The sequence below is a fragment of the Kitasatospora sp. NPDC085895 genome, from assembly GCF_040702125.1.
Taxonomy (GTDB): domain Bacteria; phylum Actinomycetota; class Actinomycetes; order Streptomycetales; family Streptomycetaceae; genus Kitasatospora; species Kitasatospora arboriphila.
The window spans coordinates 1-15269 of sequence record NZ_JBFBJY010000086.1 but is presented as its reverse complement, the minus strand read 5'-3'; the positions used below and the strand labels follow the sequence as shown (position 1 = coordinate 15269).

Here is a 15269-nt window from a genome sequence, read left to right as displayed (position 1 = left end):
GGACGGACCACCGGGGGCGCGTGGGGGATCCGTCTCACCGCACCGTCAGGAACCGCTCCGCCGACCGTTCCGGCCGTTCCTTCGGCGGTTCCGCCGGTCGGCCGACGGCGACGGCGCCCATCGGGTCCCAGTCACCGGGCAGGTCGAGGACCTCCCGGACGGTGTCCCGGCAGAACATCGTGGACGACACCCAGGCGGTGCCGTACCCCTCGCCGGTGAGCGCGACCAGCAGGTTCTGCACGGCCGCACCGATCGCCACCGTGAACATCTCCCGTTCGGCCGCGGCGCGGCGCCCGTCCGGGTAGCCGTGCGAGCCGTCCATGACGAGGCAGGGCACCACCAGGTAGGGGGCCTTGCGCAGGACGTCCCCGCGGACGGTCCGCCGGGCGATCCGCTCCTCGTCCCAGCCGTCGAGCTCCCGCAGGTCGCGCCGCCAGGCCGCCAGCATGGCGTCCAGCAGGTCGGTGCGGGTCCGCGGGTCCTCCAGCAGGACGAACCGCCACGGGGTGGTGTGGTGCGGTGCGGGGGCGGTGACCGCGGCGGCGACCGCGCGCCGGACGGCGGCCGGGTCGACCGGTTCGTCGGTGAAGCTGCGGACGGTGCGCCGCAGGGTGACGGCCCGGCGCAGTGCTTCGGAGGTGCCGAGGCGGAACATGTCGTCGGCGGCGGGCCGGATCAGCGGCCGGACGCCCTCGCCGTGCCCGTCGGTGACGAGGTGGCCGAGGCCGCGGACCACGGCGACGGGGGTGCCGCTGGTCTTGCCCTTCACCAGGTCGCCCGCGGCGGCGAGTTCGTCGGCGGTGGCGGTGACGGTGAGCTGCAGCAGGTTGCCGTGGCCGTCGGTGCGGCCGCGGTGGTCGTCCAGGACGGGCAGCCCGGCCGCGCCGATGGCGACGTCGGTGAGGCCGGTGCGCCAGGGGCGGCCGAAGGTGTCGGTGAGGAGGACGGCGAGCCGGCGGCCGGTGAGTTCCTGGAGCCGCTCGCGGAGGGCGCGGGCGGAGCCGTCCGGGTCCTCGGGCAGCAGCAGGACGGTGCCGGGCGGGGTGTTGGAGGCGTCGACGCCGGCGGCGGCCATCACCAGGCCGTTGCGGTTCTCGACGATCCGGGCCGGGCCGCGCCGGGCGACCACCCGGACGGTCTCGGCGTCGATGGCGGCCTCCCGGTCGGCGGCGTGCACGACGCGGCCCTCGGCCTTGCTGACGATCTTCGAGGTGACGAGCAGGATGTCGCCGTCCTCGAAGCCGCCGTGCTTGGCGAGGAGCTCGGCGAGGTCGGCGCCGGGTGCGATCTCCGGGAGGCCGGTGACCGGGAGGATCTCCAGGCTCACGCCCGCACCTCCGCGGCGAGCTCCAGCGCGGCGCGGGCCATCGCGGCGGTCGCCGGCACGTCGGTCATCATCAGCGGGACGGCGCGGCAGCGGATGCCGGCGCCCTCGACCGCGGCGACGGCGGCCTCGTCGGCGGTGTCCACCAGCCAACCGTCCAGCAGGTCGGCGCCGTAGTGCAGGGCGACGGCGTCGGCCGCGGCCTCGACGCCGACGGCGGCCAGCACCTTGTCCGCCATGCCGCGGACGGGGGCGCCGCCGACGATCGGCGAGAGCCCGACGACCGGGGCGGCCGCGTCGGCGACCGCCCGCCGGATGCCGGGCACGGCCAGGATCGTGCCGACGGACACCACCGGGTTGGACGGCGGGAGGAGGATCACGTCGGCCTCGGCGATCGCCTCCAGCACGCCGGGGGCGGGCTTCGCGGTGTCGGCGCCGACCGGCACGATCGCCTCGGCCGCGACCTCGGCGTGCAGCCGCACCCAGTACTCCTGGAAGTGCACGGCCCGGGTTCCCCGGTCGTCGGTGATCCGCACGTGCGTCTCGACCCGGTCGTCGCTCATCGGGATCAGCCGCACGCCCGGCCGCCAGCGGTCGCAGAGCGCCTCGGTGACGGCGCTGAGCGGGTAGCCGGCGGAGATCATCTGGGTGCGGACGATGTGGGTGGCGAAGTCGCGGTCGCCGAGCCCGAACCAGTCGGGTCCGACCCCGTACGCCTTCATCTCCTCCTTGACGGACCAGGTCTCGTCGGCCCGGCCCCAGCCCTGTTCCTCGTGGATCCCGCCGCCGAGGGTGTACATCACGGTGTCGAGGTCCGGGCAGACCTTGAGTCCGAAGAGGTGGATGTCGTCGCCGGTGTTGCCGATGACGGTGATCACGTCGCCGGGGGCGACGGCCTCCTTCAGTCCGCGCAGGAAGCGCGCCCCACCGATTCCGCCAGCCAGTGCCACGATGCGCATGGGGTCATCCTGCCAGCCGGGGCGGCGGCTACCGCGGTTCGGGCTGGTGCTCCGGCACGGCGGCGGCGCCGTACTGGTTCATCTCGACCAGGCCGGGCGTGTAGAGGTGGACGGAGACGGCGGGCTCCAGCGCGGCGTTGACCATCTCGTGCAGGTAGCCGCCGGAGAAGACCCGCTGCGTGCCGGGCCGCAGCACCCGGGTGCCCTCGCCGGCCGCGGTCAGGGACCGCTCGGTGAGTTCGCCCTGCACGACGGCCATCACGCCGGCGGAGTCGCCGTGGTCGTGGAACCCGCTGCTCTGGCCGGGCAGCCAGCTGAGCAGCCAGACCTCGTAGCCGGGGCCGGTCTCCAGCCGGGCGTACCAGCGGGTGAGCGCGTCGTAGCGGACCAGCGGCTCCCAGCGGGCGCGGTCGGCGGCGATCTCGCGCACCAGTCGGGCCCGGTCGGCGACGGTGACCGGGGCGGCCGGGTGGCGCGGCAGGTCGGTGCGGGCGAGGTGGGGGAAGGCGAGCGGGTCGCCGGCGATGGAGACGTCGCTCAGGCCGTCGGCCCAGGGGTGCCGCGGGGCGGCGATGCGCACGGCGGTGCGGGTGGTGACGAGTGCGTTCTTCTTGCGGTCGCGGTTGCGCGGGCGGAGACGGGGCATTCGCACGGGAGTCCTCGGATTGCCGGGGTCGGTCGGGTGGTGAGCCGATCCGCGGTGGTTCGGGGACGTGTCGCGCGGGCGGCCTCGATGTTCGGGCTGTGTGCGGCGCGCGGTGGGACGCGTGCGCCTAGATACAGCAGGAACAGAGGCGACAACAGAGCTGGTTCGAGGCAGCCCGCGGGGCGGCCTGGCGGCCGGCGGGGCGGGAGACGAACCGATACATGGTGGACAGGAGACCTCACCCGTGGGTCCGGTGTCAACCCGATCTCCAGGACATTCAGGACGGATCATGCACCAACCACCGGATGGAGTGATAAATCACCCTCTAGGTTTCGATGCGAAGATCGCCGGGAAGGCAGCCCGGTACCCGGGCAACCGGGCCGCCTCCGCGGGCGTCTTCTTGATCGGGAGCAGGTTCCGGCCCGATCGCCGGGACCGCCTCGGCGGGGCCGGCCGGTGCTGACCGGACGTCAGATGCCGGATGCCTTTGGGCGGTTACGTCTGCTCCGGGTCGAATGTCCGGGTTGTCCGGATATGTACACTATTGGTAGCGGTTTGGTTCCGGGGAGTGAATCCTCGGCCCAATACCAGAGCTCGGCTTGACTGGGCCAGAGCGGCGCAACTGTAATTTCACTCGTGTCGTTCCGCCGCTCAGGCAACGGCAACACCACGGGGACGCCAAGAGGGGCAGAGGAGGCGCGCCAGATGAGCGAGCTCTTTGAGCTTTTGATCGGTGACGGCATCGCAGAGGACGAAGAAGAGGAACTCGGCTGGCAGGAGCGCGCACTCTGCGCCCAGACCGACCCGGAGTCCTTCTTCCCCGAGAAGGGCGGCTCGACCCGCGAGGCCAAGAAGGTCTGCCTCGCCTGCGAGGTTCGCTCCGAGTGCCTGGAGTACGCCCTCGCCAACGACGAGCGCTTCGGCATCTGGGGCGGTCTCTCCGAGCGCGAGCGCCGTCGGCTCAAGAAGAGCGCGGTCTGACGAACCGAACCCCCAGCAGTGCCGGGCGCCCCACCGATCGGTGGGGCGCTTCCGCGTCCCCGTGCCGGCCCTTCCCCTGTACCGGCGGCGCCCCCGGGAGGCGGAGCCGTTAGTGTGGTGCGCCATCCGGATGCTCGCCATCCGGCGCCCGCGCACCGCCGCCCGCCCCGCGGGCACCGGCCACCCCGGTGGACCGGGCCCCACCGGACGGCGCGCGCACCACCCGCCGTCGTCCATCGGCTGCGTCCGCCGAAGGCCGCGTCCGCCGAAGAACCCCTGGGGCCCGCGAACTCGATGACTGCCTACAGCCACCAGAGCGGCTTCTCAGCTGCCCGGCCACCCGCGTACCCGCGGCACCTCGTCACCGCCGTGATCGTCTCGCACGACGGCGCGCGCTGGCTGCCGCAGGCCCTCGCCGGCCTGCTCGGCCAGGACCGGCCCGTCCAGCGCGTCCTCGCCGTCGACACCGGCTCCACCGACGCCTCGCCGCAGCTGCTCCAGGACACCCTCGGCGACTGGCTGCCCGAGAGCGGCCCGCTGGTGCTCGGCCGCCGCTCCGGATTCGGCAACGCGGTCGCCCAGGCCGTCTTCAACAGCCCGCCGCTGCGCCCCGAGGACCTCCCGTACAGCCTCGACCCCTCCGGCTACGACCCGGTCACCGGCGGCTGGGACGACTACGACGACCCGCTGGGCCGGCAGGAGGACGGCCTCGGCCGCACCGGCCCGCGCGAGGTCCACCCCACCGAGTGGCTCTGGCTGCTGCACGACGACTGCGAGCCGCAGACCGACGCGCTGCGCCGGCTCCTCCAGGTCGCCGACTCCACGCCCTCCGCCGCCGTGGTGGGCCCCAAGCTGCGCAGCTGGTACGACCGCCGGCAGCTGCTGGAGGTCGGCGTCACCATCGCCCGCTCCGGCCGCCGCTGGACGGGCCTCGACCGCCGCGAGCAGGACCAGGGCCAGCACGACCAGGTCCGCCCGGTGCTCGCCGTCTCCAGCGCCGGCATGCTCGTGCGGCGCGACGTCTTTGAGGAGCTCGGCGGCTTCGACAAGGCGCTGCCGCTGATGCGCGACGACGTCGACTTCTGCTGGCGGGTCAACGCCGCCGGCCACCGCGTCGTCGTCGCCCCCGACGCCGTGCTCCGGCACGCCGAGGCCGCCAGCCGTGAGCGCCGCGCCATCGACTGCGGCCCCGAACACCCGCACCGGGTCGACAAGGCCGGCGCCGTCTACACCCTGCTCGCCAACTCCCGCGGCGCGCTCTTCCCCTACGTCCTGCTCCGGATGGTCCTCGGCACCCTGCTGCGGGTGTTCGCCAACCTCGTCGGCAAGGACCCCCGGCAGGCGTACGACGAACTCGCCGGCCTCAACCACGAGCTCATCCGGCTGCCCCGGCTGCTGCTCGCCCGCAAACGCCGCAAGCGCACCCGCTCCGCCGACGCGCTCGACGACCGCAGCCTCTTCCCGGCGCCCGGCGCCACCGCCCGGCTCGCCGTCGAGACCGCGATCTCCTCGCTCGGCATCGGCCGCGGCGACGACCACGGCGCCGGCCGGCACGGCTCGGTCGAGTCCGGGCCCGGCGACGACGACGCCGACGACCTCGTCGTCGAGCAGTTCGTCCTGCTGAAGAAGCTCGTCCGGCGCCCGGCGCCGGTGCTCTTCGCCGCCCTGCTGGTGTTCGCCCTGGCCGCCTGCCGCAGCCTGCTCGGCACCGGCGACCTCTCCGGCGGCGCCCTGCTCCCGGCCTCCGACGGCCTGGCCGGGCTGTGGAACACCTACGCCGGCTCCTGGCACCCCGTCGGCACCGGCTCCACCGCCGCCGCCCCGCCCTACCTGGCCGTGCTCGCCGTCCTCTCCGGGTTGCTGTTCGGCAGCGCCAACCTGGCGCTCACCCTGATCGTCGTGCTGTCCGTGCCGCTCGCCGCGGTCAGCGCCTACCTGGTCTCCCGGCCGCTGATCGAATCCAAGATCGTCCGGGCCTGGGCCAGCGCCGCCTACGCGCTGCTGCCCGCCGCCACCGGCGCGATCGCCCAGGGCCGGATCGGCACCGCCGTGTTCGCCGTCCTGCTGCCGCCGCTGGCCCGCGCCGCGGCCATCGCGGCCGGCCTCGGCATCCGCACCGAGAGCGCCGCCAAGGGCGCCCGGCCCGGCTGGCGGCCGGTCTGGATGACCGTCTTCATGCTCACCCTCTCCACCGCCTTCGTCCCGCTCGTCTGGGCGATCGCGGTGCCGCTCTGCCTCGCCGCCCTCGCCCACGCGGTGCTGCGCGGCGGTGCGTTCGGCTCCGGCGGCACCGCGCTGCGGCTGCTCGGCCTGCGCGTGGTGGTCATCCTCGGCGTGCCCGTCCTGGTGCTCGCCCCCTGGTCGCTCCAGGTGCTGACGCACCCCTCGCGGCTCCTGCTGGAGGCCGGCGTCCCCGTCTTCAGCGGCCACGCCGCCACCCCGCTCGGCCTGCTGCTCGCCAACCCCGGCGGCTCCGGCACCCCGCCGGTCTGGCTCTCCGCGGGCGTCGTGCTCGCCGCGCTCGCCGCGCTGCTGCGCGCCGACCGGCGCCGCGCCGTGCTCGCCGCCTGGGGCGCCGCCGGCGCCGGCCTGGTCTTCGCCGTCGCGGTCGCCGGCACCACCGTCACCCCGGCGTCCGGCGGCCCCGGTACCGCGGCCTGGGCCGGCCCCGCCACCCTGCTGACCGGCGTCGCCCTGCTGGCCGCCGCCGCGATCGGCGCCGACGGCGCCAACGCCCGCGTCTCCGGCATCGCCTTCGGCTGGCGGCAGCCGGTCGCCGCGCTCGTCCTCGCCAGCGCCGTGCTCGCCCCGGTCGGCACCGCCGTGTGGTGGGCGATCGCCGGCGCCGACGGCCCGCTGCAGCGCACCCGCGAGTCCCAGCTGCCCGCCTTCATCGCCGAGCAGGCCGGCACCACCGACCGCTCCCGCACCCTGGTGCTGACCGGCAAGGCGGACGGCAGCGCCGTCGGCTACGCCCTCGTCCGCGACGCCGGGCTGACCCTCGGCCAGGCCGAGGCCACCGTCGACGCCGCCGCCACCCAGGGCCTCACCGGGCTCACCGGACGCCTGCTCGCCGGCTCCGGCGGCGACCAGGCCAAGGCGCTCGCCGCCTACGGCATCGGCTACGTCGAGGTGAAGGACCCGCTGACCGCCAAGGTCCGCGACGTGCTCGACACCACCCCCGGCCTGTCCCGGCTGAGCCGCGACAACGGCATCGCCATCTGGCAGGTCACCGGCGCCCCCGCCACCCGCGCGGTCGTGGTCGCGCCCAAGGGCGGCGGCACCACGCCGCTGCCGTCCGGCGCCCACGACATCGTCACCGACCTCCCGGACGGCCCGGCCGGCCGCGTGCTGCGCATCGCCGAGCAGGCCGACCCGAAGTGGCAGGCCACCCTGGACGGCCGCGAGCTGGAGGCCGCCGCCCTGGACGGCGACTGGGCCCAGGCCTTCAAGCTGCCCGCGCAGGGCGGCCGCCTGGAGGTCACCCGCACCGGCAGCCTCCCGCACACCGGCTGGATCGCCGGCCAGCTGCTGCTCGGCGTGGTCGTGCTCGTCCTCGCGCTGCCCGGCCGGCGCAGCACCAAGGACGACGACCTGCCCGAGGACGTGGTGGCCGCCCAGGCGCTCGCCGCGGCCGCCGAGCCGCCCGCACCCGGCAGCCGCCGCGCCCGCCGGATGGCCGAGCGCGGCGAGGCCGACGGCACCGAGGGCGACACCGGCGTCTACGCGGGCATCCCGCAGCAGGGCGGTGCCGACGGCCCGGGTGCCGACGACTACGCCGACCCCTACCAGGCCGACCCGTACCAGAACGGCTTCCAGGACGCGTACGGCTGGGACCGGCAGGACGCCGAGGACCCGGACGGCCGAGGGACCGGGTACGACCCGCAGGGCTACGAGCAGCAGCAGGGCTACGAGCAGCAGGGGTACGACCAGCAGCAGGGCTACCCGCAGGGCTACGAGCAGCAGCAGGGCTACGAGCAGCAGGGCTACGAGCAGGGCGGCTACCAGCAGCCGCAGCCCGGCTACGACGGCACCCAGTACGCCGACCCGTACGCGCCCTACGGCTACGACGGCCAGCAGTACCAGGGCTACCCGCAGGAGCAGCAGCCCTGGGTGCCGGGCCAGCAGACCGGCGAGCCGTACTACGACCCCGACGGCGGCCAGCAGGACGGATACACCAACGGCGGTCACCCGCACCACCACGGAACGGGGAACTGACCCGCGATGAAGAAGCCCAGCATCAAGGCCGCCGGCCTCAAGAAGCCGAGCCTGCCCGAGATCAAGAAGCCCAGCTTCGACGGCCTGCCCGGCGGCAGCCGCACCGGCCGGTCGCTGCTGGCCGCGGTGGCCGTGCTCGGCGTGGTCTTCGGGATCGCCGAGCTCCGCCCGCCGGCCGACCCGTCCACGGCCGGTGCGCCCGGCGGCGCCACCACCGCCCAGGTGGAGCGCAGCACGCTGGTGTGCCCGCCGCCGATCCAGGGCCTGTTCGCCACCACCGACCTGACGCTGTACGACCCGGCCGGCGGCAAGGCGGAGGGCGGCACCGCCTCGCTCTTCGACGTCGCGCCGCCGGCGGGTGCCACGGCGAAGCCCTCCGGCAGCGGTTCCGCCCAGCCGTCCGGGAGCCCCTCGGCGGGCCCGTCCGGCAGCGCGTCCTCGAAGCCGTCCGGCAGCGCTTCGGCCAAGCCCTCCGCCGGCGCCCCGGCGGCTCCGGCCGCGGGCGCCCGGCTGACGTTGGCCAAGCCGGGCGTCCCGGTCACCGGCCACGGTCTCGCGGGCGACACCGCGCCCGGCACGGTGGCCACCGCCGAGGGCGCCTTCGCCCCCGGCTTCGGCCTCTCGCAGACCACCACCTACCTGGACCAGGCCCGGGCCGGCCTCTACGGCCTGGACTGCGCGCCCTCCGGCACCGACTTCTGGTTCGCCGGCGCCAGCACCGCCCAGGGCCGCGACGACTACGTCAACCTGGTCAACGCGGACTCCGCCCCGGCGACGGTCGACATCCGGCTGGTCGGTGCGAAGGGCGCGATCGACGTCGAGGCGGCCAACGGCATCACCATGGCCCCCGGCAGCTCCCAGCGGGTCCGGCTGAAGTCCCTGCTCACCACGGCGGTGGAGCCGGACCTCGCGGTGCACGTGGTGGTGCGCGACGGCCGGGTCGGTGCCGCGCTCAACGTCTCCGACGAGGGCAAGGGCGGCGACTGGGTGGCCGCCTCCGCGGCGCCCGCCGCCGTGCAGGTGCTGCCGGGCCTGCCGGCCGAGCTGGCCTCGGCCCGGCTGATCGTCGCCGCCCCGGCCGACGACGACGCCGACCTGAAGATCCAGATCTCCGGCAAGAACGGCTGGTTCACCCCGGCCGGCAAGGAGAGCCTGCACGTCAAGGCGGGCATGGTCGCCGCCCTGGACCTGGGCCCGTTCGAGCACAGCGAGGCCGGTGCGATCCGGCTCAGCCCGAGCGACCCGGCCCACCCGACGCCGGTGGTCGCCGCCGTCCGGGTCGACCGGGCGAACAACGGCAAGGCCGACGCGGCCTGGATCAGCGCGGCCGGCCCGATCGGCAAGCGCGCCGGACTGGCGGACAACCGCGGCGGCGGCGCCACCACGCTCTACCTGACCGCGACGGGCTCCGCCGCGGCGAAGGTCAGGCTCACCGCGTCCGCGGGCACCGGCGGCGGCACCCCGGCGACCAAGGAGGTCGACGTCCCGGCCGGCGTCACGGTCGTCGTGCAGAACCTGGAGCCGGCCGGGCTGAACGGCGTCTACGGGATCACCGCGGAGACGGTCTCCGGCGGCCCGGTGGTCGCGGCCCGGATGCTCGCCCTGCCGCAGAAGGACGTCCCGCTGTTCACGGTGCAGGCCTTCCGGGACGACCACAGCACCGTCACGGTGCCGTACGCGCAGAACGACCCCGGTCTGGTGCTGCGCTGAGCGGAGGGGCGGTCAGTCCTCGTCGTAGCGGGGGTCGATGGCGTCGGGCGACAGCCCGAGCAGTTCGGCCACCTGCTCGATGAGGACCTCGTGGACGAGCGCCGCCCGGTCCTCGCGCGACTTCGCGCGGATCTCGATCGGGCGGCGGTACACCACGATCCGGCTCTTGCGGCCCTGCGCGGCGGGGACGACCCGGCCGAGCGGCACGCCGTCCGGGTCGGACTCGCCCCGGCCGGGCAGCGGCACCTCCTGGACGGCGAACTCCACGTCCACCAGCTGCGGCCACCGGCGCTCCAGCCGCTCCACCGACTCGCGGACGTAGTCGTCGAACAGCTCGGAACGGGTCAGCGAGATCGGCACCTGCGGCGGTGCGAGCGGTCCGCGCAGGCCGCGGCCGTGCCGGTCCCGGTGGCGCGCTCGGCGCTGCCCACCGGCCGGTGACGGAGGTGTGGGGCTGTCCATATCAGTGTCGAGAGTAGTCCCTGACCCGGCCGGAGCGGACCACCCCGGGGCCGGTGCGGCGGCGACACGGAACGCCCGGCGGGGGTGGGTCGTCGCGGCCCGCCCGGGAGTGCTGTACCGTCCACCCTCGTGAGCTCTGTACGTCGTTGTTCGCGGACCGCGTGCGGCCGGCCGGCCGTGGCGACGCTGACGTACGTCTACGCGGACTCCACCGCCGTGCTGGGCCCGCTCGCGACCTACGCCGAACCGCACTGCTACGACCTGTGCGCCGAGCACGCCGAGCGGCTGACCGCTCCGCGCGGCTGGGAGGTCGTCCGCCTCGCCGCCGACGCCGGCCCCGTCCGCCGCACCAGCGACGACCTGGAGGCGCTCGCCAACGCCGTCCGCGAGGCGGCCCGCCCGCAGGAGCGCACGCCGCGTCAGGGCGGTGCCCACGACGCCGACTCCGGCGAGATCGGCAGGCGCGGCCACCTGCGCGTCCTGCGCTCCCCGGACAACTGACCGAGGGCCCGGGAGGCACGTCGGCGACCGGGCGCCCGATGATCTGACGGCAGCCCCGCCACGGCCGGTAATGTGGCTGTCGGCCGCGTTGGCCGCACCGCACACCGCACGAATCTGGAGCCCGACGTCCATGAGCCTGCCGTCCTTCCTGCTGGAGATCCTGGTCTGCCCGCAGTGCCACGCGCCGCTCGCCGAGAGCTCCGACCGGGACGAGCCGGAGCTGCGGTGCACCGGTGACACCTGCGGCCTGATCTACCCCGTGCGCGACGAGATCCCCGTCCTGCTGGTCGACGAGGCCCGCCGCCCCTCCTGACCCCCGCCCGGTGAGCCCGTTGGAGGCCGGCCGCATGCTCGACGACACCCTGCTCGACGATCCGGCCGCCCTGCAGCGCGCCGACCGGCAGCACGCCCTGCTGGCGCTGGCCGGGGCGGGCGCCCGGATCCGCACCGCCGTCCGGCTCGCCGACGAGGCCGGACTGGCCTCGCTGCGGCCCGAGGGCAGGCCCCGCACCCTCCTGGTCGCCGGTCACGGCAGCGCGCTGACCGCCGCCGAGGTGCTCGCCGCGGTCGCCGTGACCACCTGCCAGGTGCTGCCGCTCGGCCCCGCCGAGGCCCGCCCGGGTACGCCGGACTCACTGGCCGCGGGGCTGGCCTGGCAGCTGCCCGGCTGGGTCGGCCCGCTCGACCTGCTGGTCGTCAGCAGCGCCTCCGGCCTGGAGGGCGGCCTGATCGGCCTCGCCGAGCAGGCGTACGCGCGCGGCTGCGCGATCGCCGTCACCGCTCCGCCCGGCAGCCCGCTCGCCCAGGCGGCGCTGCAGGTCCGGGCGCTGCCGCTGCCGTTCGCGCCGAGCGCGGTCGAGCCGTCCGAGGAGCACGAGGGCGAGCCCGACCTGCCGGCCGAGGACCCGGGGGCGCTCTGGGCGCACCTCGCCCCGCTGATCGCCCTCGCCGACCGGATCGGCGCCGCCCAGCTGCCGGCCGGCTCCCTGCAGGGCGTCGCGGACCGCCTCGACGAGGTCGCCGTCCGCTGCCGCCCCGACTCGGCCGCCTACCTCAACCCGGCCAAGGGCCTGGCCGCCCAGCTCTCCGGCACGGTGCCGCTGGTCTGGGCCGACGGTCCGGTGCCGAACGCCGCCGCGACCCGCTTCGCCGCGATGCTCGCCGACCGGGCCGGCCTGCCCGCGCTGCCCGGGCCGCTGCCGCGGACGCTGACCGCCCACCGCGGCATGTTCGTCGGCCACCTCGGCGCGGGCGCCGACCCCGACGACTTCTTCCGCGACCGGGTCGACGAGCCGGAGCCGCTGCAGCTGCAGGTCGTGCTGCTGCGGCACACCCCCGGCCGCCCCGAGGACGCCGACCCGGGCTTCGCGGTCTCCCGCGCCCGCCGGCTGGCGCAGGCCCACGACGTGAGGCTCACCGAGTACGCCAGCACCCTGGACGACCCGCTGCAGGCGCTCGCCGAACTCACCGGCCCGACCGACTTCGCCGCCGTCTACCTCGGCCTGGCCCGCTGACGGCCGCCGTCCCGCCCTGACCGGAGATCAGCCTTCCGGTCCGGGCGGGATACTGTGTGCGGTCGACAGCTGAGCCACCGGCCGTAGAGGCCCAGTCGGAGGGACCGGACCACAGCATGAGCACCGAAGGCGGCACCAAGGCACTGGTCGCGGCGCTGTCCGCGAACCTGGCGATCGCGGTCGGCAAGTTCACCGCCTTCGCCTTCACCGGGTCCTCGTCGATGCTGGCCGAGGGCGTCCACTCGGTCGCCGACTCCGGCAACCAGGTGCTGCTGCTGATCGGCGGCAAGCGGTCCACCCGCGAGGCGAGCGAGCAGCACCCCTTCGGGTACGGCCGCGAGCGCTACGTCTACGGCTTCCTGGTGTCGATCGTGCTGTTCAGCCTCGGCGGCATGTTCGCGGCCTACGAGGGCGTCGAGAAGATCATCCACCCGCACGAGCTGCGGGACTGGGGCTGGGCGGTCGGCGTCCTGGTCTTCGCCGTCGTGATGGAGGGCTGGTCCTTCTGGACGGCCTTCCAGGAGTCCGCCAAGGCCAAGGGCGCGCTCGGCTGGTCCGAGTACATCCGCCGGGCCAAGGCCCCCGAGCTGCCGATCGTGCTGTTGGAGGACAGCGGCGCCCTGATCGGCCTGGTGCTCGCCCTCCTCGGCGTCGGGCTCACCGTCATCACCGGCAACGGCGTCTGGGACGGCGTCGGCAGCCTGTGCATCGGCCTGCTGCTGATCGTCATCGCGCTGGTGCTCGCCTCCGAGACCAAGTCGCTGCTGATCGGCGAGTCCGCCGACAAGGAGGTCGTCGCCGAGATCCGCGACGCCCTGGTCGACCACGACACCGTGACCGACGTGATCCACATGCGTACCCTGCACGTCGGCCCGGAGGAGCTGCTGATCGCCGCGAAGATCGCGGTCAACGCCGAGGACACCGCCGCCCAGGTCGCCGCCGCGATCGACGCCGCCGAGGCCCGGGTGCGCCGCGCCGTCCCGATCGCCCGCGCCATCTACCTGGAGCCCGACGTCTACAGCGCCGAGAAGGCCGCCGCCGGCCCCGACCCGGAGGCCACCCCCGGCGGCCCCGGCCCCGACCGGCACTGACGGACCGACACCCCGGCCGCCCCACCATCGGCACCTGCGGGGCGGCCGAAAACCGTGCCCGGCTTGCTCGTGGCCCGGCCGCCCGGTCCCCGGCTCGGTGTAGATTCGTCCCCAGAGCCAAACGTCGCTGCTGATGGCGGTCGATCGGGGCCGGTGCCCCGGTCGAGGGAGAGAGGTCCTCCGACGGATTGTGCCGCGCAGCAGAGTGCCGACCAGTGGCCGCTCTGCGGCCAAGCACACCCGTAGACAGGCCCCACGCAGCGAGGAGCATCCCGCATGTCGTCCCTTCTCAACGGTGACTTCAAGGTCGCCGACCTCTCCCAGGCGCCGTTCGGCCGCAAGGAGATCCAGCTCGCCGAGCACGAGATGCCCGGCCTGATGTCGATCCGCAAGGAGTACGCGGCCTCCCAGCCGCTGGCCGGCGCCCGGATCACCGGCTCGCTGCACATGACCGTGCAGACCGCCGTCCTCATCGAGACGCTGACCGCGCTCGGCGCCGAGGTCCGCTGGGCCTCCTGCAACATCTTCTCCACCCAGGACCACGCCGCCGCCGCCATCGCGGTCGGCCCCGAGGGCACCGTCGAGGCCCCCGCCGGCGTCCCGGTCTTCGCCTGGAAGGGCGAGACCCTGGAGGAGTACTGGTGGTGCACCGAGCAGGCGCTCACCTGGCCGAACGGCCAGACCCCGAACATGATCCTCGACGACGGCGGCGACGCCACCCTGCTGATCCACAAGGGCGTCGAGTTCGAGAAGGCCGGCGAGGCCCCGGACCCGTCCACCGCGGACAACGACGAGTACCGGATCATCCTCGAGCTGCTCAACCGCACGCTCACCGAGTCCCCCGCGAAGTGGACCGAGATGGCCTCCACCATCAAGGGCGTCACCGAGGAGACCACCACCGGCGTCCACCGCCTGTACGAGATGCACCGCGACGGCAAGCTGCTGTTCCCGGCCATCAACGTCAACGACTCGGTCACCAAGTCGAAGTTCGACAACAAGTACGGCTGCCGCCACTCGCTCATCGACGGCATCAACCGCGCCACCGACGTCCTGATCGGCGGCAAGGTCGCCGTCGTCTGCGGCTACGGCGACGTCGGCAAGGGCTGCGCCGAGTCGCTCCGCGGCCAGGGCGCCCGCGTCATCGTCACCGAGATCGACCCGATCTGCGCGCTGCAGGCCGCGATGGACGGCTACCAGGTCGCCACCCTGGACGACGTCGTCGAGTCCGCCGACATCTTCATCACCACCACCGGCAACAAGGACATCATCCTCGCCTCCCACATGGAGCGGATGAAGCACCAGGCCATCGTCGGCAACATCGGCCACTTCGACAACGAGATCGACATGGCCGGCCTCGCCAAGCTCCCCGGCGTGGTGAAGACCGAGGTCAAGCCGCAGGTCCACGAGTGGCGCAAGGCCGACGGCCGCACCATCATCGTGCTCTCCGAGGGCCGCCTGCTGAACCTCGGCAACGCGACCGGCCACCCGTCCTTCGTGATGTCCAACTCGTTCGCGAACCAGACCATCGCGCAGATCGAGCTGTTCACCAAGACCGCCCAGTACCCGATCGGCGTCTACGTCCTGCCGAAGCACCTGGACGAGAAGGTCGCCCGCCTCCACCTCGACGCCCTCGGCGTCCGGCTCACCACCCTCACCCAGGAGCAGGCCGACTACATCGGCGTCCCGGTCGAGGGCCCCTACAAGCCGGAGCAGTACCGCTACTGATCCAAACCCGCGCCGACCCCGGTCGGCCGCCCGCACCACGACGTGGGGGCCGGTCGGCCCCGCCCCGGGCGGCCCCCCAGTGCGCCCCCGCCGCCGAGAACCAGGGCCAAGGCACCCCGCGGGGGGGGCCGCCCCACA

Annotated in this window: 12 protein-coding genes; 8 read left to right on the top strand and 4 right to left on the bottom strand. The window is 74.6% G+C overall.

The window, feature by feature from the left end; translation table 11 throughout:
• Positions 1-34 precede the first annotated feature (34 nt).
• Genes AB0442_RS34885 through AB0442_RS34875 form a run of 3 tightly spaced genes read right to left on the bottom strand, consistent with a single transcriptional unit; the run spans position 35 to position 2929 of the window.
• Entirely contained in the window at positions 35-1327 is a 1293-nt protein-coding gene (locus tag AB0442_RS34885) for a coenzyme F420-0:L-glutamate ligase (protein WP_366167591.1), read from the bottom strand.
• Positions 1324-2283 carry a 2-phospho-L-lactate transferase gene (cofD, locus tag AB0442_RS34880; protein WP_366167590.1) on the bottom strand — a complete coding sequence of 320 codons (960 nt, stop codon included), beginning with the start codon at positions 2281-2283 and terminating at the stop codon, positions 1324-1326. Before cofD ends, AB0442_RS34885 begins: the two co-directional genes overlap by 4 nt.
• A 28-nt stretch (positions 2284-2311) precedes the next feature.
• Positions 2312-2929 carry a cysteine dioxygenase family protein gene (locus tag AB0442_RS34875; RefSeq protein WP_344622058.1) on the bottom strand — a complete coding sequence of 206 codons (618 nt, stop codon included), beginning with the start codon at positions 2927-2929 and terminating at the stop codon, positions 2312-2314.
• A gap of 705 nt (positions 2930-3634) precedes the next feature.
• On the opposite strand from AB0442_RS34875, the gene AB0442_RS34870 reads away from it, so the two are divergent.
• From AB0442_RS34870 to AB0442_RS34860, 3 genes are all read left to right on the top strand, one after another.
• Positions 3635-3910, top strand: a complete 276-nt coding sequence (locus tag AB0442_RS34870) for a WhiB family transcriptional regulator (RefSeq protein ID WP_030276170.1) — start codon at positions 3635-3637, stop codon at positions 3908-3910.
• Positions 3911-4204: 294 nt separating this feature from the next.
• Positions 4205-8128 carry a glycosyltransferase family 2 protein gene (locus AB0442_RS34865; protein ID WP_366167589.1) on the top strand — a complete coding sequence of 1308 codons (3924 nt, stop codon included), beginning with the start codon at positions 4205-4207 and terminating at the stop codon, positions 8126-8128.
• A gap of 6 nt (positions 8129-8134) precedes the next feature.
• A complete protein-coding gene (locus AB0442_RS34860; RefSeq protein ID WP_366167588.1) occupies positions 8135-9838 on the top strand; it encodes a DUF5719 family protein in 1704 nt (567 codons plus the stop codon).
• A 12-nt stretch (positions 9839-9850) separates the two neighbouring features.
• Here AB0442_RS34860 and AB0442_RS34855 read toward each other — a convergent pair whose 3' ends face one another.
• Entirely contained in the window at positions 9851-10300 is a 450-nt protein-coding gene (locus tag AB0442_RS34855; RefSeq protein ID WP_366167587.1) for a metallopeptidase family protein, read from the bottom strand.
• Between the two features lie 84 nt (positions 10301-10384).
• Between AB0442_RS34855 and AB0442_RS34850 the strand changes: the two genes are divergently transcribed.
• The 5 genes from AB0442_RS34850 (at position 10385) to ahcY (ending at position 15131) form a co-directional block, all read left to right on the top strand.
• A complete protein-coding gene (locus AB0442_RS34850; RefSeq protein ID WP_363548980.1) occupies positions 10385-10801 on the top strand; it encodes a DUF3499 domain-containing protein in 417 nt (138 codons plus the stop codon).
• Between the two features lie 130 nt (positions 10802-10931).
• Positions 10932-11114, top strand: coding sequence for a Trm112 family protein (locus tag AB0442_RS34845; protein ID WP_263105126.1), 183 nt, complete (start codon positions 10932-10934; stop codon positions 11112-11114).
• A 34-nt stretch (positions 11115-11148) separates the two neighbouring features.
• Entirely contained in the window at positions 11149-12315 is a 1167-nt protein-coding gene (locus tag AB0442_RS34840) for an SIS domain-containing protein (protein WP_366167586.1), read from the top strand.
• 116 nt (positions 12316-12431) lie between these two features.
• Entirely contained in the window at positions 12432-13406 is a 975-nt protein-coding gene (locus AB0442_RS34835; protein ID WP_366167585.1) for a cation diffusion facilitator family transporter, read from the top strand.
• Between the two features lie 276 nt (positions 13407-13682).
• Entirely contained in the window at positions 13683-15131 is a 1449-nt protein-coding gene (ahcY, locus tag AB0442_RS34830; protein ID WP_363548986.1) for an adenosylhomocysteinase, read from the top strand.
• Positions 15132-15269 lie beyond the last annotated feature (138 nt).